20 protein-coding genes and 1 pseudogene are annotated in these 20,934 nt (G+C 66.9%); 9 read left to right on the top strand and 12 right to left on the bottom strand.

Annotated features, from left to right (window positions below; all coding sequences use genetic code 11):
• Positions 1 to 85: 85 nt before the first annotated feature.
• The gene (locus NFC98_RS04570) at positions 86 to 1,093 is read left to right on the top strand and encodes an amidoligase family protein (RefSeq protein WP_254276958.1); all 1,008 of its coding nucleotides are present in this window, start codon (positions 86 to 88) and stop codon (positions 1,091 to 1,093) included.
• Positions 1,090 to 1,791 (top strand): gamma-glutamyl-gamma-aminobutyrate hydrolase family protein, encoded by a 702-nt coding sequence (locus NFC98_RS04565; RefSeq protein WP_254276957.1) that lies wholly within the window; start codon positions 1,090 to 1,092, stop codon positions 1,789 to 1,791. The genes NFC98_RS04570 and NFC98_RS04565 overlap by 4 nt, the downstream gene beginning before the upstream one ends.
• Positions 1,792 to 1,854: 63 nt before the next feature.
• Here NFC98_RS04565 and NFC98_RS04560 read toward each other — a convergent pair whose 3' ends face one another.
• The 3 genes from NFC98_RS04560 to NFC98_RS04550 all read right to left on the bottom strand — a co-directional run bounded on the left by NFC98_RS04560 (position 1,855) and on the right by NFC98_RS04550 (position 3,575).
• The gene (locus NFC98_RS04560; RefSeq protein ID WP_254276956.1) at positions 1,855 to 2,289 is read right to left on the bottom strand and encodes an OsmC family protein; all 435 of its coding nucleotides are present in this window, start codon (positions 2,287 to 2,289) and stop codon (positions 1,855 to 1,857) included.
• Between the two features lie 128 nt (positions 2,290 to 2,417).
• Positions 2,418 to 2,933: a thiol peroxidase gene (tpx, locus tag NFC98_RS04555; protein WP_254276955.1), complete on the bottom strand. Its 516-nt coding sequence runs from the start codon at positions 2,931 to 2,933 to the stop codon at positions 2,418 to 2,420.
• A gap of 72 nt (positions 2,934 to 3,005) precedes the next feature.
• Positions 3,006 to 3,575 carry a DUF1415 domain-containing protein gene (locus NFC98_RS04550; protein WP_254276954.1) on the bottom strand — a complete coding sequence of 190 codons (570 nt, stop codon included), beginning with the start codon at positions 3,573 to 3,575 and terminating at the stop codon, positions 3,006 to 3,008.
• 91 nt (positions 3,576 to 3,666) lie between these two features.
• On the opposite strand from NFC98_RS04550, the gene NFC98_RS04545 reads away from it, so the two are divergent.
• Positions 3,667 to 4,572 carry an aldo/keto reductase gene (locus tag NFC98_RS04545; protein ID WP_254276953.1) on the top strand — a complete coding sequence of 302 codons (906 nt, stop codon included), beginning with the start codon at positions 3,667 to 3,669 and terminating at the stop codon, positions 4,570 to 4,572.
• Here the strand turns inward: NFC98_RS04545 and nfi are convergent.
• Entirely contained in the window at positions 4,569 to 5,255 is a 687-nt protein-coding gene (gene nfi / locus NFC98_RS04540) for a deoxyribonuclease V (RefSeq protein ID WP_254276952.1), read from the bottom strand. The two genes, NFC98_RS04545 and nfi, sit on opposite strands and share 4 nt — an antisense overlap.
• Positions 5,256 to 5,512: 257 nt before the next feature.
• On the opposite strand from nfi, the gene NFC98_RS04535 reads away from it, so the two are divergent.
• The gene (locus tag NFC98_RS04535) at positions 5,513 to 6,847 is read left to right on the top strand and encodes an exonuclease SbcCD subunit D C-terminal domain-containing protein (protein ID WP_254276951.1); all 1,335 of its coding nucleotides are present in this window, start codon (positions 5,513 to 5,515) and stop codon (positions 6,845 to 6,847) included.
• Positions 6,844 to 10,170 carry an AAA family ATPase gene (locus NFC98_RS04530; protein WP_254276950.1) on the top strand — a complete coding sequence of 1,109 codons (3,327 nt, stop codon included), beginning with the start codon at positions 6,844 to 6,846 and terminating at the stop codon, positions 10,168 to 10,170. The genes NFC98_RS04535 and NFC98_RS04530 overlap by 4 nt, the downstream gene beginning before the upstream one ends.
• Before the next feature lie 3 nt (positions 10,171 to 10,173).
• On the opposite strand, the gene NFC98_RS04525 is transcribed toward NFC98_RS04530, so the two are convergent.
• The 4 genes from NFC98_RS04525 to NFC98_RS04510 form a co-directional block, all read right to left on the bottom strand.
• Positions 10,174 to 10,524 carry a DUF3147 family protein gene (locus NFC98_RS04525; RefSeq protein WP_254276949.1) on the bottom strand — a complete coding sequence of 117 codons (351 nt, stop codon included), beginning with the start codon at positions 10,522 to 10,524 and terminating at the stop codon, positions 10,174 to 10,176.
• 37 nt (positions 10,525 to 10,561) lie between these two features.
• A complete protein-coding gene (locus tag NFC98_RS04520; RefSeq protein WP_254276948.1) occupies positions 10,562 to 11,506 on the bottom strand; it encodes a pirin family protein in 945 nt (314 codons plus the stop codon).
• A gap of 81 nt (positions 11,507 to 11,587) precedes the next feature.
• The gene (locus tag NFC98_RS04515) at positions 11,588 to 12,535 is read right to left on the bottom strand and encodes a glutathione S-transferase family protein (RefSeq protein ID WP_254276947.1); all 948 of its coding nucleotides are present in this window, start codon (positions 12,533 to 12,535) and stop codon (positions 11,588 to 11,590) included.
• Positions 12,536 to 12,607: 72 nt separating this feature from the next.
• Positions 12,608 to 13,051, bottom strand: a complete 444-nt coding sequence (locus NFC98_RS04510; protein ID WP_254276946.1) for a DoxX family protein — start codon at positions 13,049 to 13,051, stop codon at positions 12,608 to 12,610.
• 164 nt (positions 13,052 to 13,215) lie between these two features.
• On the opposite strand from NFC98_RS04510, the gene NFC98_RS04505 reads away from it, so the two are divergent.
• Positions 13,216 to 14,127 (top strand): LysR family transcriptional regulator, encoded by a 912-nt coding sequence (locus NFC98_RS04505; protein WP_254276945.1) that lies wholly within the window; start codon positions 13,216 to 13,218, stop codon positions 14,125 to 14,127.
• Positions 14,128 to 14,164: 37 nt separating this feature from the next.
• Here NFC98_RS04505 and NFC98_RS04500 read toward each other — a convergent pair whose 3' ends face one another.
• On the bottom strand, positions 14,165 to 14,995 hold the full coding sequence (locus tag NFC98_RS04500) for a class III extradiol ring-cleavage dioxygenase (protein ID WP_254276944.1): 831 nt from the start codon (positions 14,993 to 14,995) through the stop codon (positions 14,165 to 14,167).
• Positions 14,996 to 15,111: 116 nt separating this feature from the next.
• Here NFC98_RS04500 and NFC98_RS04495 point away from each other — a divergent pair, with 116 nt between their 5' ends.
• From NFC98_RS04495 to NFC98_RS04485, 3 genes are read left to right on the top strand one after another with little or no spacing between them, the layout of a single operon-like run.
• A complete protein-coding gene (locus NFC98_RS04495) occupies positions 15,112 to 15,852 on the top strand; it encodes a dienelactone hydrolase family protein (RefSeq protein ID WP_254276943.1) in 741 nt (246 codons plus the stop codon).
• A gap of 36 nt (positions 15,853 to 15,888) precedes the next feature.
• On the top strand, positions 15,889 to 16,647 hold the full coding sequence (locus tag NFC98_RS04490) for a class I SAM-dependent methyltransferase (RefSeq protein ID WP_254276942.1): 759 nt from the start codon (positions 15,889 to 15,891) through the stop codon (positions 16,645 to 16,647).
• A gap of 43 nt (positions 16,648 to 16,690) precedes the next feature.
• On the top strand, positions 16,691 to 16,954 hold the full coding sequence (locus tag NFC98_RS04485) for a hypothetical protein (protein ID WP_254276941.1): 264 nt from the start codon (positions 16,691 to 16,693) through the stop codon (positions 16,952 to 16,954).
• 3 nt (positions 16,955 to 16,957) lie between these two features.
• Here NFC98_RS04485 and NFC98_RS04480 read toward each other — a convergent pair whose 3' ends face one another.
• The 3 genes and pseudogenes from NFC98_RS04480 to NFC98_RS04470 form a co-directional block, all read right to left on the bottom strand.
• Positions 16,958 to 18,625 carry an ATP-dependent helicase gene (locus tag NFC98_RS04480; RefSeq protein WP_254276940.1) on the bottom strand — a complete coding sequence of 556 codons (1,668 nt, stop codon included), beginning with the start codon at positions 18,623 to 18,625 and terminating at the stop codon, positions 16,958 to 16,960.
• Positions 18,622 to 20,547: an ATP-dependent endonuclease gene (locus NFC98_RS04475; protein WP_254276939.1), complete on the bottom strand. Its 1,926-nt coding sequence runs from the start codon at positions 20,545 to 20,547 to the stop codon at positions 18,622 to 18,624. Before NFC98_RS04475 ends, NFC98_RS04480 begins: the two co-directional genes overlap by 4 nt.
• Positions 20,537 to 20,812, bottom strand: a pseudogene (locus NFC98_RS04470) (integrase core domain-containing protein); the annotation flags it as partial. The pseudogene NFC98_RS04470 and the gene NFC98_RS04475, both read right to left, overlap by 11 nt.
• Between the last annotated feature and the right edge of the window lie 122 nt (positions 20,813 to 20,934).

The raw sequence follows: 20,934 nt of genomic DNA, 5'->3' as shown, positions 1-20,934 counted from the left end.
CGGGGCGTCGCCGCGAGCCTGCCTGGGGTCCATTCGCTGTGATAGGCTCGGGAAAAACGCCCCATGTCACGCACAGGATGCCGTCATGACGCCGCTACCGCCACCCGAGCCCCGTAATCCCGATGGCGAGATCCGCCGCGTGGGCGTCGAAATCGAGTTCGCCGGCCTGCCACCGCGGGACACCGCCGACCTGGTCCGCGAGCTCTTCGGGGGCGAGGTGATCGTCAAGAGCCCCCACCGGCTCAAGGTGGAAGGCACCCGCTGGGGCGACTTCGTCATCGAGCTGGACACCCAGTATGCCCACCCCGACGATGCGGTGATCAATGCCGGACCGAAGGACGACACCGAGTGGGAGCGCCAGCGGCACCAGATGCGCGTCGACTTCCACAGCCGCACCCGCGAGCTGATCGGCGACGTGGTCACGGGCCTGGTGCCCACCGAGATCGTCTGCCCGCCGGTCCCCTGGAACGAACTCGACGAGCTCGACGCGCTGTTCGCGGCGCTGCGCCAGCATGGGGCCAAGGGCACCGACGCCAGCCTGCTCTACGGCTTCGGCCTGCACCTCAACCCGGAGGTCCCCAGCCTCGAGACCGAGAGCCTGTTGGACCACCTGCGCGCCTACCTGCTGACCGCCGAGTGGCTGCGCGAGCAGATCGACGTGGACATCACCCGGGAGGTGCTGCCCCACGCCAACCCCTTCCCCAAGCCCTATGCCCTGAAGGTGCTCGCCCCCCGCTATGCGCCGGACCTCGACACCCTGATCGGCGACTACCTGGAGGACAACCCGACCCGCAATCGCGAGCTCGACATGACCCCGCTGTTCGCCCACCTGCGGCCGGACTTTCCCCACGAGCTGTTCCACAACAAGCTGGTCAAGGCCCGCCCGACCTTCCACTACCGGCTGCCCGATGCGCGGCTCTCGGAGCCCGGCTGGGGCTCGGTGACGGAGTGGAACCGCTGGCTCGAGGTGGAGAAGCTGGCCGCGGACAAGGAGCTGCTGGCCAAGCGCAGCGCCGGCTACGTCGCCAAGCACACCCGCTCCCCGCTGGCCCGGCTGTGGCTGCGCATGCGCGGCTGGGTGGGGACCTCGTGAGCGACACCCGTCCGCTGATCGGCATCACCACCTCCGACGACAAGAGCCAGATCGCCTGGCTCTTCGACTGGTTCGCGATATGGCGCCACGGCGGCCGCCCGCAGCGGCTGTCGCCCTCGCGCCCCCTGCCCGAGCATCTCGACGGCCTGATCATCGGCGGCGGCGACGACATCCAGGCCCATCTCTACAACGCCGAGGTACAGCTCGACGTGCGGGTCGACCCCCAGCGCGACGAGCTCGAGCTCGAGCTGCTGGAGCGCTTCATCCCCACCGGCGCCCCGGTGCTGGGCATCTGCCGCGGCGCCCAGCTGATCAACGTCTACCTGGACGGCACCCTGGACCCGGACATCTACACCACCCACGAGGGGCTCAAGCGGCGGCGCACGGTGCTGCCGCGCAAGACCGTGGACATCGTCGGCGACAGCCGGCTGCACCGGATCCTGCGGGTCAGCTGGTGCCGCATCAATAGCCTGCACCACCAGGCGGTCCAGCGGGCCGGCCGCGGCATCGAGATCGTCGCCCGGGACCGCGACGGCCTGGTGCAGGGCATCGAGTCCCGGGACCACGACTTCCTGATCGGCGTGCAGTGGCACCCGGAGTGGCTGATCTTCAATCGCCCCCAGCAGCGGCTGATCCGCGCCCTGGTCAAGGCCGCCGTCCGCCATCGCGACCGGCCGACTGGCGAGCCGACCGCCTGATACGACGACGGCCACCCGAGGGTGGCCGTCGTAAGTCATGGCGGGGCCTGGTGGCCGCCCTGCTCAGCTCTCCAGGGTGGCCTCCAGGGTGATCTCGGCATTGAGCAGCTTGGAGACCGGACAGCCGGCCTTGGCCTGCTCGGCACACTCCTCGAAGGCGGCCCGGTCGGCCCCCGGGATCTTCACCCGGGTCACCAGGTGGATGCTGGGGATATGGAAGCCGCCCGCGGGATCCTCGGCCAGGGTCACGGTGGCCCGGGTATCGATGCTCTCGGGCTCCATGCCGGCGTCGCCCAGGATCAGCGACAGCGCCATGGAGTAGCAGCCGGCATGGGCCGCACCGATCAGCTCTTCCGGGTTGGAGCCCGGCTGGCCCTCGAAGCGCTGGCGGAAGTCGTAGGGCGTCTCCTTGAGCACGCCGCTCTCGGTGGACACCGTGCCCTTGCCGTTCTTGATGCCGCCCTGCCAGCGGGCGGAAGCCGTCTTGGTAATGCTCATGGGTCACTCTCCTGATGGGTGGCCGTGAAGACATGAATGGCAACCACAGTGTAGACGTCCCGGGAGTCTTGCCACCGCCTGCCGGCACACGCCCGGGGCGGAGGTTCGAGAGACGCCCGGCCAGGGCCTCAGGCGGTCGCCTGGGCCTCCAGCGCCTTGAGCGCCGCCTCGTAATCCGGCTCCTGCTTGATCTCGGGCACCAGCTCGGCATGAATCACCCGGTCGTTCGCGTCGAGCACCACCACCGCCCGGGCACAGAGGCCGCTCATCACGCCGCTGGACAGGGCCACGCCCCAGTCCCGGTGGAACTCGGGGTAGCGGAAGGTGGAGAGCGTCTCGACGTCGTCCAGTCCCTCGGCCCCGCAGAAGCGCTTGGCGGCGAATGGCAGGTCGGCGGAGACCACCAGCACCACGGTATCGGCCAGCCGGGAGGCCAGCTCGTTGAACTTGCGGGTCGAGGTGGCGCAGGTGGGGGTGTCGATGCTGGGAATGATGTTGAGCACCTTGCGCTTGCCGGCGAAGTCGGCGAGCGTCACATCGGCCATGTCGGTATTGGTCAGGGTCAGGGCGGGAGCCGCCTGGCCCACCCGGGGAAAATCGCCGGCCACATCCACCGGCGCGCCGGCTCGGGTCACCTGGTTCATGCCACGCACTCCTTGTTTGTCAGGGGGAGCATCGAGACTAACGACCCGCCGCACCCCCGGCCATCCCGGATATCAACGCTTGCCGTCACGCAGCGCCGCCAGGGCGCTGGCCAGGGCCTCGGTGCCCAGCTCGCGCATCGCCGCGACGTTGCGATCGGGGATCGCCTCGGGGTCCGGGTAGTGGGCGAGCGCCCGCTCGAGGCCCGCCTCGCGCAGCAGGTGCAGCATGGGATACGGCGAGCGGTTGGTGAAGTTGGCAGGATCCTCCGGCGCCTCCCCCTCGAAGCAGTAGTCGGGGTGGAAGCTCGCCAGCTGGTAGGTGCCCTCATACCCCTGGTCGGCCATCAGCGCCTCGGCCACGGCGAGGAAGTCGAGGTAGTCGTCGAACGCCTCGAGCCCCGGGGTCAGCACCAGCAGGGTGGTCTCGATCTCGGGGCTCTCATCGAGGCGTTCGCACTCGGCCACCAGGCGGTGCAGGGCGCCCTCCCAGTCGCCGGCGTCCACTGCCACGTAGCGGATGGAGTCGCGGGCCACCTCGCGGCCGGCGAAGGGGCAGACGTTGCGGGCGACCACGAAGGTCTCGACCCAGGCGCGGGTGGCGGCCAGGGCCTGATCGCGGGTGGGCTCGGTGGATGCGGACATGGAGACTCTCGCGGCAGCAGGGAAGAAGGTCAGGGAAAGCGATCTGCTATTGTGGCAGAAACGCGCCCCCCAAACCGCCCAAGGAGTTCGCATGCCTGCCCCGCTGCCACCCACCGTCACCCTGCCCGCCACCGCCCATGAGCCTGCGGTCGAGATTCCCGCCATCGGCCAGGGCACCTGGCACATGGGCGAGGGTCTTGCCCCGCGCCAGGACGAGGTGCGCGCCCTGCAGCACGGCCTGACGCTCGGGCTCACCCTGATCGATACCGCGGAGATGTACGCCGACGGCGAGGCCGAGGCGGTGGTGGGCGAGGCGCTGGTGGGCCGGCGCGACGAGGCCTTCCTGGTCTCCAAGGTCTACCCCTGGAACGCCGGGCGCGACTCGGCCATCGCCGCCTGCGAGGCGAGCCTGCAACGCCTGGGAACCGATCACCTCGACCTCTACCTGCTGCACTGGCCCGGCGATATCCCGCTGGAGGAGACCCTGGAGGCCTTCGAGCGGCTGCGCGAGGCCGGCAAGATCCGCCGCTTCGGGGTCTCCAATTTCGACGTGGACGAGATGGCGGCCCTCCACGCCCTGCCCGGCGCAGGCGACTGCGCCGTCAACCAGGTGCTCTACCACCTGGGCTCCCGGGGCATCGAGCACGCCCTGCTGCCCTGGCAGCGCGAGCGAGCCATCCCCACCATGGCCTACTGCCCGCTGGCCCAGGCGGGGCAGCTGCGCCGGGAGCTGCTGACCCACCCGACGCTGCTGGAGGTCGCCTCGTCGCTCGGCGTCACCCCCACCCAGCTGCTGCTGGCCTGGGCGATCCGCCCCGTCGCCGGACCGGACGGCGAGCGGCGCCGCGACGTGATCGCCATTCCCAAGGCCACCGGCCTCGAGCACGTGGAGCAGAACGCCGCGGCGCTCGCGATCCCGCTGCCCGAGGAGGCCCTGGCCCGCCTCGACGACGCCTTCCCCGCGCCGGCACGCAAGACGCCGCTGGATATCGTCTAGGACCGTCGAGAGGCGAGCCGGTCGGCCAACCTCGTCGGCTCCGGCAGCTTCGTGCGCCCGAGGCACGCCACCACCCACGCAAGCGCCGTAGCCAGCGACAGCCGATGCCCCGGCGAGACGAAGAGCGGCTTGACGCCGACCCGCGAGCGCAGCACCGCGCCGATCACCTCGTCGTCGGGGCCATCCACCAGCGGCGTCCAGTCGCCACGCGCGGGGCCCGGCTCCCCGTGGCGCCCGCAGAGCCGCGACTTGGCCACGCCGATGGTCGGCAGGTCGAGCCAGAGCCCGAGATGGCTGGCCACGCCGAGCCGTCGCGGATGGGCGATACCCTGGCCGTCCACCATGACGAGGTCGGGCGTCACGCTGAGCCTGTCGAAGGCGGCCAGCGCCGCCGGCACCTCCCGAAAGGAGAGCAGCCCCGGGATATAGGGCATCCGCGTGGGCTCCCGGTACAGCGCCTCCTCGACCACGTCGAACACCCCCGGCGAGCGCGGCGGCCAGGCCAGCACCACCACCGCCGCCCGGGTGATCGCACCCTTCTGCTCGAAACCGATATCTACCCCGGCGATATGACACACCGCATCCAGACGATCATCACGCTCCACCCGCCCGGCCAGACGCCGCTGCAGGGCGATGGCCTCGCGGGGCGCCAGGTGCCAGTCGTGGAGGGGAGTGAGTGACATGGAAACTCCTGCAGGATTATCAAATTTGCACGGCGCAAGGAGCGCTGGGGACAAGCCGTAGAGGAGGTCCTACGCCAGGGATGGCGTCGGTAGCGCCCAGGGAGGGGTTCACAGCGCCTCCTCGTCGGTCCGGCGCTCCGGGGCTTGTCGCCAGATCAGCTCCGATGGGGTGCCTCAGTGGGCTCCTGAACAGCCGCTCTCGAGTGGCGTAGACTATCGCCTTTCAACGCCAGCCAGGGAAGGGAGCCCCGCCGATCATGTTGACCCTGATCCATACCGCCGACTGGCACCTGGGCCAGACGTTCCACGGCCAGGAGCGCCACGCCGAGCACCGCGCCTTCCTCGCCTGGCTGCTCGACACCCTGGTGGCGCGCCGGGCCGACGCCCTGCTGGTGGCCGGTGACATCTTCGACGTGGTCAACCCCTCGCTGCGCGCCCAGGAGCTGCTCTACGACTTCATCGTCTCCGCCCACGAGCGGCTGCCGCGCCTGGATATCGTGCTGATCGCCGGCAACCACGACAGCGGCAACCGCATCGAGCTGCCCGCCCCGCTGATGCGCCGCCTGCGCACCCACGCCCTGGGCCGGGTGAGCTGGCTGGACGACGGCCGCCTGGACGCCGAGCGCCTGCTGGTGCCGCTCACCGACGCCGCCGGCGAGACCCGCGCCTGGTGCCTGGCGCTGCCCTTCCTGCGCCCCGCCGAGGTCACCGGCGCGGCGCTGGCAGCCCATGACGCCGAGAACGAGCCCGGCGACACGCCGCCAGGCGACCAGGCTCCCAACGACTATGTGGCCGGCATCACGCGGGTCCACCGCCAGCTGATCGCCGCCGCCGAGGCGTGCCGCGAGCCCGGCCAGGCGCTGGTGGCCATGAGCCACGCCCACCTCCACGGTGCGGCGGTCTCCGAGGCCAGCGAGCGGCCCATCATGATCGGCGGCGAGGAGTCGATCTCGGCCGCCCTGTTCCCGCCGACGATCGCCTACGTGGCGCTGGGCCACCTGCACCGCGCCCAGCAGGTGGGCGAAGCGCGCATCCGCTACAGCGGCAGCCCCCTGCCGCTGGACTTCAGCGAGGTGGCCTACCCCCACCAGGTGGTGGCGGTGACGCTGGACGGCGAGGCGCTGGCCACGACAGAGGCGATTCCCGTGCCGCGCCCGGTCGCCATGCACCGCATCGGCCCCGCCCCCCTCGAGGCGGTGCTGGCAGAGCTCGAGGCCCTGGAGGACGACCCGGCGCAGCCAAGCCAAGCTCGTGGGCGGGAGCTTCCTAGAGAGCGGTGGCCCTGGCTGGAGGTGCGCGTGGAACTCGATGCGCCCATTCCCGACCTGCGCGCCCGGGTGGAGGCCGCGCTCAAGGACAAGGCGCTTCGCCTGCTGCGCCTGGAGCGCCGCCTGCCGAAGGGGGAGGACGACGCGCCCCCGGCGCGGGTGGATCTCGAGACCCTGGGCCCGCGCAAGCTCTTCGAGCGCGCCTGGGAGGAGCGCTGGAAGGAACCGCCGGGCGACGACGTGCTGGCAGACTTCGACCGCCTGCGCCAGGAGGTGCTGGACGCCGATGACACCGAGACGAGCGCACGGGAGGCGCGCCCATGAAGATCCTCGCCCTGCGCCTGGAGAACCTGGCCTCGCTGCCGGGGCCCCTCGAGCTCGACTTCACCGCGCCGCCGCTTGCTGACGCCGGCCTGTTCGCCATTACCGGCCCCACCGGCGCGGGCAAGAGCACCCTGCTCGACGCCCTGTGCCTGGCCCTCTACGGCAGCACCCCGCGGCTGCGCCAGGCGCCGAGCCGCGACAGCCAGATCGACGACACCGCGGACTCGCGACTCACCACCAGCGATGCCCGCACCCTGCTGCGCCGCGGCACCGCCAGCGGCTACGCCGAGGTGGACTTCCTGGGCCGCGACGGGCGCCGCTATCGCGCCCGCTGGGCAGTGCGCCGCGCCCGGGAGAAGGCCACCGGCCGCCTGCAGGCGGCGGAGCAATCGCTCACCGACCTCGATGACGAGCGCCTGCTGACCGCCCAGAAGCGCGAGTTCGAGCGCCTGCTGCCGGAGCGCCTGGGGCTCACCTTCGACCAGTTCACCCGCGCCGTGCTGCTCGCCCAGAGCGAGTTCGCCGCCTTCCTGCAGGCCGACGACAACGCCCGCAGCGACCTGCTGGAGCGCCTCACCGGCACCGCCGAGTACTCCGAGATCTCCATGGCCGCCTACCGCCGCGCCAACGAGGCGAAGAAGGCCGTGGACGCTCTGGAGACCAGGCTCGCCGATGACCTGCCCGCCGAGCCCGAGGCCCGCGCCGAGCTCGATCGTGCCGCCACGGCCACCCAGCAAGCCCTCACTCACCTGCAGACCCAGGCCGAGTCGCTGAAGATGCGACGCCGCTGGCACGACGACGATGCCCGCCTGTACGCGGACTACGTCGAGGGCATGGCGCGGCAGCAGGCCGCCGAGGTGGACTGGCAGGCCCTCGCCGACCGGCGCAGCGACCGCGACCGGCGCCGGCTGATCACCCCCCGCCGCCAGGAACTCACCCGCCAGGCCAGCCTGCCGGGGCACATCCATGAGGCCGAGGCCAACCGCGACGCCACCCGCCAGGCGCTGGCCAGGGCGCAGCAGGCGGCACAGGACGCCGCCGCCGACCACGACCGCGCGGGCAAGCGCCTGGAGGCGGCCGGCGAGGCACGCCGCGAGGCCGAACCGAGACTGCGCGAGGCCCGCGAGCACCAGCATGCCCTGGCCCAGCGCCAGCGCGAGCTGGCCGAGCTCGCGGACCAGAGGACCCGCGCCCGGGAGCAGGTCGACCGCCTTCGTGAACGTCATCGGCAGGAGCACGACGCCCAGCAGCAGCGCCATGAACTGCAGCGCCAGTGGCAGTCGGCCCTGGCCGAGCTGGTGGGTGAGCACTCACATCTTCACGCCGCGCGCCAGGCCATCCAGCAGGCCCACGACCGGGCCGCCGCCCGCCAGCTTGCCCTGGGCGAGCTGCAGGCCGCCTGGCGGGAGGCCCACCAGGCCGCACAGGCCCACCGGCAGCTCGAGACCCACCTGGCCGAGGCCAATGAGCGCCTGGCGACCCTGACCCGCGACGGCCAGGCCGCCCGACGGCAGCTGGAGGCGTGCAAGGCCCGCCACGACAGCTTCGCCGCTTTCATCGCCCGGGCCCGCGCCGCCCGAAGCGAGAGCGTGGCCACGCTGCGCGACGGCCTGCAGGAGGGTGAGCCCTGCCCGGTGTGCGGGGGCCTCGACCACCCCTGGCGCCGGCAGCCGCCCGACAGCCCCGAGGCGGCCCAGCTCGCCGCCCAGCAGGCCGAGGAGGAGCGCGAACTCGACGCCGCCCAGCAGGCCCATGAGCAGGCGCTGAACGCCCATCAGGCGCTGCAGGCGCAGTACAAGCTCGCCCGGGACACCCGGCAGCAGCTCGATGAGCAGCAGCCAGCCGCCCGGGCGCGATGGGAGGCCGCCCGCGAGGCCCTGGAAGCCCACCCTCTGCACCGAGAGCTGGCCGCCGTGGCGGCCGATGAGCGCGATAGCTGGCTGAACCAACAGCGCCAGCGCAGCACGGAAGAGCGCAGCACCCAGCAGATCCGCCTGGAGAAGCTCCATCGAGCGGAGGCCGAGCTCGCGCCCCTCGCGGAATCGCTGCGCCAGGGTGAGCTGGCCCTCACTCGCCTGGCGACCGAGAAGGCCACCGCCGAAACGCAGCTGGCCGAACAGGAGCAGCGTCTCCCAGAGCTGCAACGCCAGCATGACGATACCGAGCGTGCCTTTCGCGCCCTGCTCGGCGATCACGCTACCCCGGAGGCGTGGCAGCAGCGGCTGGACGAGGACGAGACCCAGGCCCGCCAGGCCAGGGATGCCGCCCTGGCCCGCCGCCATGACGCCGAACGTGAGCAGCAGCGCCTGGCCCAGCAGCTCGTCCACCAGGAGGAGCTGCTCGCCGCCCTGCAGCAGGAACAGGCGCAGCTCTCCCGCTCCCTAGCCGAATGGCGCGCACAGCACCCGGACCTGGACGATGCCACCCTCGCCCGCCTGCTCACCCAGGGCGACGCCGAGGCCCGTGAGGAGGAGCGCCGGCTCGAGGCGGCCGACCAGGCTCGCCAGCACGCCGCCGCCACCCTGGCCGAGCGGCGCGCCGCCCTGCTTCGCCACCGCCGCGGCCAGGGGCTGATCGATGGGGAGCAGGAGAGCGATGACGGGGAGAAGCACGACGAGGCCCTGCTCGGCGAGACCATCGCCGAGGCCCTCGAGCGCCGCCGGGCCACCCTGGTCGAAGCCCAGGCCGAGCTCAGCCCGCGCCTGGAGGCGGCCCAGCAGGCCCGGGACGAGGCGCTCCACGCCCTGCGCGACGACGACCGCCGCCGCGAGCGCCAGCGGGACGGCCAGAGCGAGCTTGCGACCGCCCGGGCCGAGTACCGCCGCTGGGGCCGGATCAGCGAGCTGATCGGCTCCGCCGACGGAAAGGTGTTCCGGCGCATCGCCCAGGCCTACAACCTGGAGCAGCTGCTGGAGCACGCCAACGTCCACCTGGCGGGCCTCAGCCGCCGCTACCGCCTGGCACGGGGCGGCTCGCCGCTGGGCCTGCTGGTGGTGGATCAGGACATGGCCGACGAGAGGCGCTCGGTGCACTCGCTCTCCGGCGGCGAGACCTTCCTGGTCTCCCTGGCGCTCGCCCTGGGGCTCGCCTCCATGGCGTCAGGCGAACTGGTGATTGAATCGCTCTTTATCGACGAGGGGTTCGGCAGCCTCGACCCGCAGTCCCTGGCGCTGGCCATGGAGGCCCTGGACGGCCTGCAGGCGCTGGGGCGCCGGGTGGGGGTGATCTCCCACGTGCAGGAGATGCACGAGCGCATACCGGTGCAGATCCGGGTGGAACCGCAGGGCAACGGCACCAGCCGCGCGCGCATCGTCAGCGGTTGAGGGTCACAGCTCGACGCCATAGAAATGCAGCACCGCCACCATCAGCCAGTAGCAGAGCGCGGTGATGGCGATGGAGACGGCGAGGCCGAGATAGAAGTTGACCCCCTTCGCCAGCAGCAGGGGCAGCGCGATGAACAGCGCCAGGGAGGGCAGCACCAGCCAGAAGACGCTGCTGGCAAGCGCGCTCACCCTGCCGCCATCGCCGGTGTCGATGTAGAGCCAGAGCATGGCCAGCACGGAGGTCAGCGGCACCGACGCCAGCACGGCCCCGATAAAGGAGCTGCGCTTGGAGATCTCCGCGATCAGCACCACCAGCACGGCGGTGATGGCCACCTTTGCCACGTAGTAGAGCAACGCCGGTTCCCTCCCTGGCCTGGTTAGACTGTAGCCCCTATACCCGCCAGGGCAGCGGCGGCGGCATCAGCCGCACGTCATCGGAGAAGCCGGCCACGCGGCAGAATCGCTTGCCGCCGGCCTCCCACTCGCGCTGGGCCTCGGCGATCTCCGCCTTACTGTGGCCGACGAAGTTCCACCAGATCAGCACCTCCTCGCCCAGCGGCTCGCCGCCGATCAGCAGCACCCTGGCCCCCGCCGGCAGCGCCAGCGCCACGCTGTCACGCCCGCGACCCAGATAGGCCAGCTCATCCACGGCCAGGGCCTCCCCTTCCAGGGTCGGCTCGCCCTCCAGGGGCAGCAGGGCGTACTCGAACTCAGGCCGAAGCGGCAGGGTCAGCTCGGCCTCCTTCGCGGCGGCGAGATCCAGCCCCATCAGGGGCGAGAAAGTGAGCGTGGGCGCCTCGTGGCCGGCAAACTCGCCGACCAGCAGCGTCAGGGTGACGCCCTCTTCCTGCCAGACCGGCAGCTCCGGGTAGTGGTCGAAGCGCGGCTCGGTGTGGCGATGGGCGTGCGGCAGGGCGATCCACAGCTGGGCCGCATGCAGCTGCGGGTCCTGCGGCAGCGACTGCTCGGTGTGGCTGATGCCGCGGCCGGCAGTCATCAGGTTGACCTGCCCCGGGCGGATCACCTGCTCGCTGCCCAGGCTGTCGCGATGCAGCACCTCGCCGGCGATCATCCAGGTGAAGGTCTGCAGGCCGATGTGCGGGTGCGGCCCCACCTGCATGCCGCGGCTGTCGCCCTTGAACACCGCAGGCCCCGCGTGGTCGAGGAAGCACCAGGCCCCCACCAGGCGGCGCTGCCGCGAGGGCAGCACCCGGTGGATGGGGATGCCACCCACCTCGGCCTTGCGTGCCGGCACATGCTGCACCTGGCGCCGGCCCTCCACCACCGGGCAGTCCCGCGACGACGACGCCGTGGCGTCCTTGATCATGTCACTCATGGCGCACTCCTCAGCGGGCAACGGGCTCATGGCCTCACCATAGCCCGCCGCAGGCCTGGCGTCCGCTGGGATTTCCCGGCCTCAGATCGCCCCGGGGCCTACGGGCACGATCCCGGCAGGGTTCAGTGCCCTGATCGAGTAGTAGCCCGCCTTGATGTGCTCGAGGTTGACCGTCTCGGCGATGCCCTCCAGCGCCAGCAGGCGGTGCAGGTAGGCGTGCAGGGCCGGCATGGCGGCAAGGGTGTTGCGGTTGCACTTGAAGAGCCCGTGGTAGGCCACATCGAAGCGCATCAGTGTCACGAACAGCCGGATGTCGCTCTCGGTAAGCTCATCGCCGAAGAGATAACGCCGACCGTCGCCGAGGCGCGCCTCCAGCGCATCGAGCCGGGCGAAGACCTTGCCGTAGGCCTCCTCATAGGCCGCCTGGCTGGAAGCGAAGCCGGCCTGGTAGACGCCGTTGTTCAGCTCGGTGTAGATGACGTGATTTAGCGCGTCGATCTCCGCGGCCAGGTGGTCGGGGTAGAGGTCCGGCCCCCGGTCGACCAGGTGCGAGAAAGCACCGTTGAGCATGCGCAGGATATCGGCCGACTCGTTGTTGACCAGGGTGTCGGTGTGGGTGTCCCACAGCACCGGCACCGTGGCGCGACCGCAGACCTCGGGGTCGGCGCGGGTATAGAGCTCGTGCAGGTAGCGGGCGCCGTGAAGGGGGTCCTCGTCGGCGCCGGGGAAGCCGCCGAACTGCCAGCCCTGGTCGGTGAGGCGCGGGTTGACCACGGTGACGCCGATCAGCGCCTCGAGCCCCTTGAGTCGGCGCGCCATCAGGACCCGGGAGGCCCAGGGGCAGATATAGGCGACATAGAGGTGATAGCGCCCGGGCTCGGCCTTGAAGCCGCCCCTGCCTGTGGGGCCGGGGGCGCCGTCCGGGGTGATCCAGTGGCGGAAGGTCGAGGTCTGGCGGATGAAGCGTCCCTCGTCGTCCTTCGCCTGAACCGGCTGCCAGTTCTCCTGCCAGATGCCGTTGACCAGCATGGGGGTTCCTCCTGTTCGTGGGGCACCCTCCGCCGTGGGAGGGTGCCGGGTCGGGTCAGTCGCGTCGACGGCTCAGAGGCGCTTCGCGACCAGGCTATCCAGGGAGAGGCGTCCAGCGCCTTGCAGGGTGAGCGCCACGGTGGCGGCAAGCAGGGCCAGGGCGAACTCATAGCCGTTGTTGGCGATGAACAGGCCGTGGCTGATATGCACGCTGAAGATCGCCACCAGCATGGTGAAGGCGGAGACCAGCGCCGCGGGGCGGGTCAGCAGGCCGAGCATCAGGGCCAGGCCGCCGAAGAACTCGGCACCGCCGGCCAGCAGCGCCATCAGCAGGCCGGGCGCCAGGCCGATGCTCTCCAGCCACTGGGCGGTGCCGGAAAGGCCGTAGCCACCGAACCAGCCGAAGAGCTTCTGGGCGCCGTGGGCGGCCAAGATCAGGCCAACGGGAACGCGCAGGGCCAGGGCGCCGTAGCCGCCGGCGGTGTCGAACAGGGTCTTTGCGAGCTGGGTCTTCATGGGGTCTTCCTCATCGGGGTGTCGGGGGAAAGCTGAGGCCGCCTATGGCCTCGAGCGGTGAGGCCACTCTACTCTCGCCATGAAGGCGGAATAAGCGCGAAGACATTGCATGACTATCAATGAAGCGTTGATAATTACCGCTTACCTTTCCGCCGGAGCCGACCATGGACCGCCTGGACGCCATGCGCACCTTCGTCACCGTGGTGGCCGAGGGGAGCTTCACCCGGGCCGCCGAGCGCCTGGCGCTCTCCCCGCAGCTGGTCAGCAAGTACGTCTCGCAACTGGAAGAGCACCTGGGCGTGCGCCTGCTCAACCGCACCACCCGCCGGCTGCACCTGACCGAGGCGGGGGCCGCCTATCGGCAGCGCGCCGAGCAGGTGCTGGCCGAGATCGACGACATGGAGAGCGAGCTCGGAGAGCAGCAGGGCCAGGCCCGCGGACGGCTGCGCATCAGCGCCCCGGTGTCGTTTGCCATCCGCCACCTGGCGCCACTGATCAACGACTTCCAGCGGGCTCACACCGCCGTGGATATCGACCTGCAGCTCAACGACCGCAAGGTGGATATCGTCGAGGAGGGGTTCGATATCGCCTTGCGCATCGGGCGGCTGAAGAGCTCCTCGCTGATCGCCCGGCGCATCGCGCCCGTGCGCCTGGTGCTGTGCGCCTCGCCCGGCTACCTGGAGGCCCATGGCACGCCCGGGCACCCGCGGGAGCTCGCCGGGCACCGCTTCCTGCGCTACCGCTACATGGAGGAGAGCCAGGAGCCGCTGCTGCAGTGGCTGCCGCGCAGCGGCGGAGGAGGAGGGAGAGAGGGCAGCGAGCTGACCAGCAACAACGGCGACGTGCTGGTGGAGGCCGCGGTGGGCGGGGCCGGCATCGCCCTGCAGCCGACCTTCCTCTCCGGCGACGCCATCCGCCAGGGGCGCCTCGCCATCGTGCTGCCCGAGCATGAGCCCGAACCGCTCGGGCTCTATGCGGTGTATGCCCACCGCCAGCTGCTGGCCAGCAAGGTGCGCCACTTCGTGGACTTCCTGGAGGGGTACTTCGGCGACCCGCCCTACTGGGACCACTTCTGACGGGGATGCCTCGGGCGATGTCCGCGGCGTGCCGCCGTCAGCCGAAGCGGAAGGCCGACAGCTGGGTCTCGAGTACCTGCTCCGAATAGACCTTGCGCCCGCGGTCCTGCCCCGCCGCACCGGCGGCCACCATCAGCGGAATCAGGTGCTCCTCCTGGCCGGGGGGATGGCATTGGTGCGCCTTGGGCGCCCGGGCCCAGTCCCGCAGCGCGGCCTGGCGCTGCGCCGGCGACGCTTCCACCGCCTCGGTCAGCCAGGCATCGAAGGCTTCCGAAGGGGCGGTGAAGGCCGGATCGCCATAGCCACGCATGTTGTGGAAGCTCATGCCGCTGCCGACGATCAACACACCCTCGTGGCGCAGCGCCTCCAGCGCCTCGCCGGCGGCCAGGTGGGCCGCAGGGTCGAGGTCCTGGCGCAGCGACAGCTGCACCACGGGAATCGCCGCTTCGGGAAACATCAGCTTCAGCGGGATGAACATGCCGTGGTCGAAGCCCCGCGCCGGGTCCCGCTGGCTCGCCAGCCCGGCGGCGGAGAGCAGCGTCTCGACCCGCTCGGCCAGCAGGGGAGAGCCGGGGGCGGGATAGTCGAGCCGATAGGTGTGGTCGGGAAAGCCGTGGTAGTCGTAGATCAGCTCGGGGCGCTCACCGGCGGTGATGCGAAAGTCATCGGCAAGCCAGTGGCCTGACACCATCAGGATCGCCCGGGGACGGCTGGGCAGGGTATCCGCGATGCCCTTCAGGAAGTCGGCCATCCCGTCCCAGATACCGGGCGGATTCCACTCCATGAAGAAGCAGGGGCCCGCGCCGTGGGGGATGAACAGGACCGGCTGGGCAGGTGAGTCAGGGGAGTGGGGGGAAGCGCGCTGCATTGTCTGGCTCCTCGGCCTCTGGCCAATCGTGGGGAGTGGGAATGACTATTGTAAGATGCATTCATGGTGACCTGCGTCCCCGATGACCGACTCCCACCGCCACCCGGAGCCCGCCCATGCCTCGCGCCCTCGACATTCCCGCCGCCGACGGCACCATCGACGCCCACCTCTTCACGCCAGCGGGCGCCCAGGGCCCGCTGCCCGGCGTGGTGCTGTTCACCGATATCGGCGGCCTGCGCCCCTGCTATCACGAGAAGGCCCAGCGGCTCGCCGACCACGGCTATGCGGTGCTGATGCCCAACGTCTACTACCGCGATGCCCGCGGCGGCGTAGTGCCGAAGGGCAAGTGCTTCCGCGACCCGGACGTGCGCCCGACGCTGTTTGGCTATGCCGCCCACCTCACGCCCGAGGCCCAGTCCCGCGACTTCGCCGCCCTCCTCGGCTGCCTCGACCGCGAGCCCGAGTTCGCGGACGGCAGGATTGGCGTGGTGGGCTACTGCATGACCGGCGCCTTCGCCCTGCGCATGGCGGCCGAATACCCCGATCGTGTCGCCGCCGCGGCCGGATTCCACTCGGCCCGACTGGCAGAGGCCGACGACCCGGCGAGCCCCGTCCACGTGGTCGGCACCATCCAGGGGCGTGTCTATCTCGGCCACGCCGACCAGGACGAGCTGCTGCCCCCCGAACAGATCGCCCGCATGGACGAGGCGCTGGCCGCCACCGGCGTGCACTTCATCACCGAGCTCTACCGGGGCGCCGCCCACGGCTTCACCGCCAGGGACGCCCCCTCCTATGACGCCGCCGCCGACGATCTGCACCACCGTCGGCTCGCCATGCTGCTGGAAGAGACGCTGTAGCGCCCGGGCCCACCGTCAGCTCAGGAGCGATTCGCCATGAATAAACTCGAGCTATTGGCCGACCTGCACCGCGACACCGAACGCCAGGGGCCCGGCGGCCAGGCTGAAACCCGGCTCGCGCTCCAGCTCGCCGGGCTCTGCGAGCGGCGAGACCTCGATATCGCCGATCTGGGCTGTGGCACCGGCGCCTCCACCCTGGTGCTCGCCGAGGCGCTCGATGCCCGGATCGTGGCGGTGGATTTCCTCGAGCCGTTTCTCGACACCCTGAAGGCCCGCGCCTTGGAGGCCGGCGTGGCCGAGCGCATCACTCCCCGCCACGCCTCCATGGAAGCGCTCAACTTCGCGGCGGAATCGCTGGATGCCATCTGGTCGGAAGGGGCGATCTACAACCTCGGCTTTGCGCGCGGCGTGCGAGAATGGCGCCGCTTCCTCAAGCCCGGCGGCATCCTGGCGGTCTCCGAGCTGACCTGGCTCACCGAGCAGCGCCCCGCCGAGCTCGACGCCTACTGGCGCGATCAGTACCCCGAAGTCGACACCGCCTCGGCCAAGCTGGCGGTGCTGGAACACCACGGCTACGCCCCGCTGGGCTACTTCGTGTTACCGCCACACTGCTGGCGGGAGAACTACTACCGCCCGCTGCAGGAGCGCTTCCCGGCCTTCCTCAAGGCCCATCGCAACAGCCCCGCCGCCCGGGCCATCGTCGAGGAGCAGCAGCAGGAGATCGAACTGTACGAGCGGTATGGCGAGTATTTCGGCTATGGGTTCTTTATCGCCAGGAAGTGCGGCGAAAGGTGACAAAGCCGGGCAATGCAACGTCCGCTTTCGGCCAAAAGCGGTCATGGAGATTTTCCTGATGTATAACGCTGAAGTGGCTCTCCGGCATGACCTCACTGTCTCTGAGGTCGAAGGCTGGATCGATGAGGCCCAGAGCAGCATGGAGAACGGGTTCAGGGCCCGCCCCAAGGATATCCGCGAGCAGTATGAGTCCAATCTGCGGGAAACTAAGGAGGAGCTGGGCGAGGTCCACCTGCAGATTTATGCACTAAAAAAGTGGCGCTGCCTGCCCGACGAGGACGAGAACTCGGTGCTGACAGCGGGGTAATTATCACCTCACGAACGGTATGACATAGCCTAAGTACTCAGCTTGAGCAGTGCGTTGCTCATCCCAGCGTCTGGTGTGCCCAGCCGGGCGCTCCCGCTGGTCTGCATGTGTTATCACAAGGCGCCTTTTGGCCCGCGATACGCCAACAAAATACGCGCAACGGTTTTCATCTTGGTTACCAAAGAAAATTTCGTTTTCAACGGCCATGATGATGACCGAATCGAACTCAAGACCTTTGCTCTTGTGAATGCTTAAGATGCGTACCGCCTGGTCATCTGAAAACCGACCAAGAGCTTTCGGTAAATCGGATTCCAGCTTGAGAAGCTCATGTATGCGTGCCTTAGTGCTTCGGATGACCTCTTTGAGCCGATCATGGGACTCATAGTCAGGCGATAGAGCTACGAGGGTTTTGAGACTGACTTGTTGCAAGAAAGCTTTAACAAACTCCCACCAGCCAGAAAAAGGCTCCTCCGCCAGGGCAGAAAGAGCTGCCTCTTTCCGTTGTTGCTTGATAAGTCGATCTAGATCCTTTCGAGTATTAGCCTGAATATCTTCATCCGCAAAGGGAGCCAGCTGATTCATGAGCCGAATCCAGGCTTGTGGCTCGCGTTGGCCGTAGAGGCAAGACAGGTAGTCTACGATCAATCGAGCGGCGGGCTCGACCGTGATGTCCTGCATTTGCTGTTCATTTCGGAAAGGGATTGCTCGCGCCTCCAGTGCCGTCATGAGGTGGTCCGCATAAAGATCGAGCTGCTTGGAAATTAGAACCGCAATTTCCGCGGGCGGTAGCTGTTCGGTCTTTATCCAGCTATCAATCAAACCTGCTAGATACTCAGCTTCCTTGCGGCTATCCTCAAAGTGCCAAGCGAATACCTCGCCCTCGTCACCGATAAGCTGTTCATCGGGCATGACGGACGTTGGGTCGAGCACCCGGATGATTTCGTTCTGCAAGCGCAGCAATCTCGGCTTTGAACGAAAGTTGCGATACATATTGAGCGGTGTCGCTGAAAAATCGGCTGAAAAAGTCTGGAAAATGCCGTCCAGAGCCCCTGCCCAGCCCATGATTTTTTGCTTAGTATCGCCCACGGCCGTAAGGCGAATTTTGGTGCCTTGGAACGCGAGTTTCAGAAGCTTGTACTGAAGATTGGTGCAGTCTTGAAACTCATCAAGGAAGACATCGCTGTAGGTCTGGCGGATAGCATTACGTGCCATTACTGATTTTTGAAGGATCTGGATGGCAAACGGAACCAAATCGGAAAATTCAATGAGGCTGCGCGAGGGCCCTGTTTTTCTGTCAGCAATTTTGTAACCGGCATCCAGTGCAGAATCACCCGTTAGTACTGGCCGGAAGCGGTCGATAATACGCTTGGCAAAAGCGTGAAATGTGTAGCTGTCAAATCTTGAGGCCAGCTCAGAGCCGCAGCGGCGCTTAACCCGCTCCTTCAAATTGCTGCTAGCGTCAACCTTGAACGAGATAGCGAGAATTCTCTTGGGGTAGCGGCAGGTTCCTGTACGTAGTAGAAAATCAGCCCGCTGCGCAAGCATTTCAGTTTTTCCTGCACCTGGGCCAGCCGTAAGAGCAAGGCTATGAATCTGCTCCTTGGCTGCACGTAGGGCGTTAGGCTCTAGCGTCAGTCCATCTGCGGGATGCCAGTCATCGACGGATATCACTCTGGTAACTCCTCGAGTTTGGCAATCACTGCATCGGCCAAGCGCCCTAGTGATCCGGGCATATTAGCGAGGAGGTCCACATCACGGAGGTTGGCGAGAGATTCGATATGGGCTGCCGGTTTGCTGCCAAGCTTGAAACTATGATGATAAGTACCAAAAAGCTCTTGTTCAGCCTCGCTGTATTGACTTGCATCGTGGTGACTTCTGCCAAGCACAGCCTTGATCGTTGAATTAACAGGCTTTTCTCTCACTACGCCGTAGGCATTCGGATAGGCCAGCAGCATCGAAAAATCGAGATCTAACGGTGAGGAAAAAAAGATTCCTTTTTCTTCGAGTGTGTCGAAAACATTCGTTTTGTCGTCACCAAAACAATAATGAGTACGTATTGGTGCCTCGCCATCATTCCATTTTGGAATATTCCAATCAGTAGGAAGAGAATTCAGAGGGTCAATTTTCCTCAGTTGGTCATTCACGTACTTTATTCGACCCCATCCAGCGCGGTAGCGCGCAATATCTAGATCAAGCAGGGTCAGATAGGGAATTTGAAGGGCCGAAAGTAGACGCCAAAAGTGGTTAACGTGACGCCCTCCCAAAGGCGCTATTGTGACTGCAGACTCATCAACAGGAGTACCCTTGGACTGAAGTAGTCGGGGAAGGACGATTTCTTCGCTGTCTCCCTCACCTAGAACTACGAGGCGAGAAAAATAGACTTCCGGAAAAGCTTGCACCGCCTCTCGCACAAATTTATGTGCTTCGTCCGCGGTGTCGGGCAACTGGATGTGGGTTACTCGCGATGTTCGCCAATCGGTCAGACGCAAGTACCGGATCTTCTCGGGATCAACGCGCCGCAGCATCGATGGTGCGTGAGTGGCAATCAGCGCTTGCGCGTCGCCCTCTCCGGTCATCAAGTCCAGGGCTTTGACAATGCGCCCGAGATAATGGGGCGAAAGACTGTTCTCCGGCTCTTCCACTGCAATCAGTGTAAAGACAGGGGGCCGCAACTTGTCAGCGTCAAAAGATTTATTTTTTCCTGCAAGCACGGAGCGATTTATAGCCTGTGATGATAGCACGAGCGACAAGTATAGCATCGATTTCTGACCATCGCTCAGTCGTGAGAAGTCCACCAAGTTCTCATCGTGTCCTGGCGAAAAAGACACCGACATATGCCTCAGTAATGCTTCAATCTCAGAGGCCACGAAGGTGATTTTAGGAGCGGTAAAAAAACTACCTTTGTGTAAGGTTTCCCAAGAAGCTTTCAAGCTTTTGCTGAACGCATCTACCGATGGATTGGCCGCCAGGCTGTCGCTGATTTGCTCAGTGAGACCATTTATGACATCACGCTCTGCATCCCAGTTTACCGCGCGCAGCATGCGCCCAAGCAACGCATTTGTGCTGTAAGCAATGTGGTCGGCTGGATTACGGCGGGCTGGCAAGTAGTGGACATGGATATGATTGCGCTCAGGTCGGGGCACTTGCGCTGTGTTAAAGGGCGAACCATCATCTTTAATGTCCAAGACATAGACCAAGTTTTCTTCGATGTCGCCATCCGGCCCCATGCTGGCACTGAGGCGAAAACGCACCCGCGGGATGCCATCCGCTTCATCAAGCCGCATGTGGCCAAAGTGAGGGGCAACGGTGCTGTTATCTTCATCTTCTGTCAGTTCGTGGAATAAGAAGTCGGCTTCTATCCAGAGCTGGCGCTCTTCAGGCACTTCAGCCTCATCAAAGGGGACGTGAAAGTCAGATCGCAGAATGCGGCGCAAGGATGGGTCGAAAGCAAACATACGACACAGCGCTTGTAGCGCAGCTGTCTTGCCTGAGCCGTTGGGGCCAATAAGAAAAGATATATCATCTAGTCCGAGCTCTTCTGGCTGCGCTCCAAAAGACTGAAAATTGCATAGGCGAATCGTTTCAAGTTTCATATATGTCTGGTCCTGTGTGATTAACAACCCGCTTGGTAAATAATTCAGAACGTTTGGCCTGCCATTCCTTCATCATCGCAATTGGTGATTGATGGTGCAGCGCCTTCTGCGGGATATGGTGATTGTACAGCCCAGTGTAGCGTTTGAGCGTCTGCTTCAGGTCCTCGCCTGAGGTATAGTGCCGAGTCGCAAGGACGTCGCTGATGCGGCCATTGAAGCTTTCCACCATGCCATTCGTCTGCGGCTTTCTCGGCTTGATCAGGCGGGCATTCAGCATTCGCCGACTTGGCCGTTTAGGGCCGAAGGCTATCCATCAGCATAGACTAACATTCATCAGTCGGCCAAAACCAGACCTTTAGATGGTACTTATATAACACTTCGGCTCAG

Origin of the sequence: Halomonas sp. 3H (assembly GCF_024206005.1) — a bacterium.
Lineage (GTDB): Bacteria > Pseudomonadota > Gammaproteobacteria > Pseudomonadales > Halomonadaceae > Halomonas > Halomonas campaniensis.
The sequence above is the reverse complement of the archived record's forward strand: the minus strand, read 5'-3'. Positions and strand labels throughout refer to the sequence as shown.

Bases quoted from the DNA above. Each gene is read 5' to 3' on its own strand.
- NFC98_RS04550 (WP_254276954.1), bottom strand. From the start codon at position 3,575: ATGTCCGCATCCACCGAGCCCACCCGCGATCAGGCCCTGGCCGCCACC.
- NFC98_RS04495 (WP_254276943.1), top strand. From the start codon at position 15,112: ATGCCTCGCGCCCTCGACATTCCCGCCGCCGACGGCACCATCGACGCC.
- tpx (WP_254276955.1), bottom strand. From the start codon at position 2,933: ATGAACCAGGTGACCCGAGCCGGCGCGCCGGTGGATGTGGCCGGCGAT.
- NFC98_RS04475 (WP_254276939.1), bottom strand. From the start codon at position 20,547: ATGAAACTTGAAACGATTCGCCTATGCAATTTTCAGTCTTTTGGAGCG.
- NFC98_RS04530 (WP_254276950.1), top strand. From the start codon at position 6,844: ATGAAGATCCTCGCCCTGCGCCTGGAGAACCTGGCCTCGCTGCCGGGG.
- NFC98_RS04510 (WP_254276946.1), bottom strand. From the start codon at position 13,051: ATGAAGACCCAGCTCGCAAAGACCCTGTTCGACACCGCCGGCGGCTAC.
- NFC98_RS04545 (WP_254276953.1), top strand. From the start codon at position 3,667: ATGCCTGCCCCGCTGCCACCCACCGTCACCCTGCCCGCCACCGCCCAT.
- NFC98_RS04560 (WP_254276956.1), bottom strand. From the start codon at position 2,289: ATGAGCATTACCAAGACGGCTTCCGCCCGCTGGCAGGGCGGCATCAAG.
- NFC98_RS04500 (WP_254276944.1), bottom strand. From the start codon at position 14,995: ATGCAGCGCGCTTCCCCCCACTCCCCTGACTCACCTGCCCAGCCGGTC.
- NFC98_RS04515 (WP_254276947.1), bottom strand. From the start codon at position 12,535: ATGCTGGTCAACGGCATCTGGCAGGAGAACTGGCAGCCGGTTCAGGCG.
- NFC98_RS04505 (WP_254276945.1), top strand. From the start codon at position 13,216: ATGGACCGCCTGGACGCCATGCGCACCTTCGTCACCGTGGTGGCCGAG.
- NFC98_RS04490 (WP_254276942.1), top strand. From the start codon at position 15,889: ATGAATAAACTCGAGCTATTGGCCGACCTGCACCGCGACACCGAACGC.
- NFC98_RS04485 (WP_254276941.1), top strand. From the start codon at position 16,691: ATGGAGATTTTCCTGATGTATAACGCTGAAGTGGCTCTCCGGCATGAC.
- NFC98_RS04520 (WP_254276948.1), bottom strand. From the start codon at position 11,506: ATGAGTGACATGATCAAGGACGCCACGGCGTCGTCGTCGCGGGACTGC.
- NFC98_RS04535 (WP_254276951.1), top strand. From the start codon at position 5,513: ATGTTGACCCTGATCCATACCGCCGACTGGCACCTGGGCCAGACGTTC.
- NFC98_RS04570 (WP_254276958.1), top strand. From the start codon at position 86: ATGACGCCGCTACCGCCACCCGAGCCCCGTAATCCCGATGGCGAGATC.
- nfi (WP_254276952.1), bottom strand. From the start codon at position 5,255: ATGTCACTCACTCCCCTCCACGACTGGCACCTGGCGCCCCGCGAGGCC.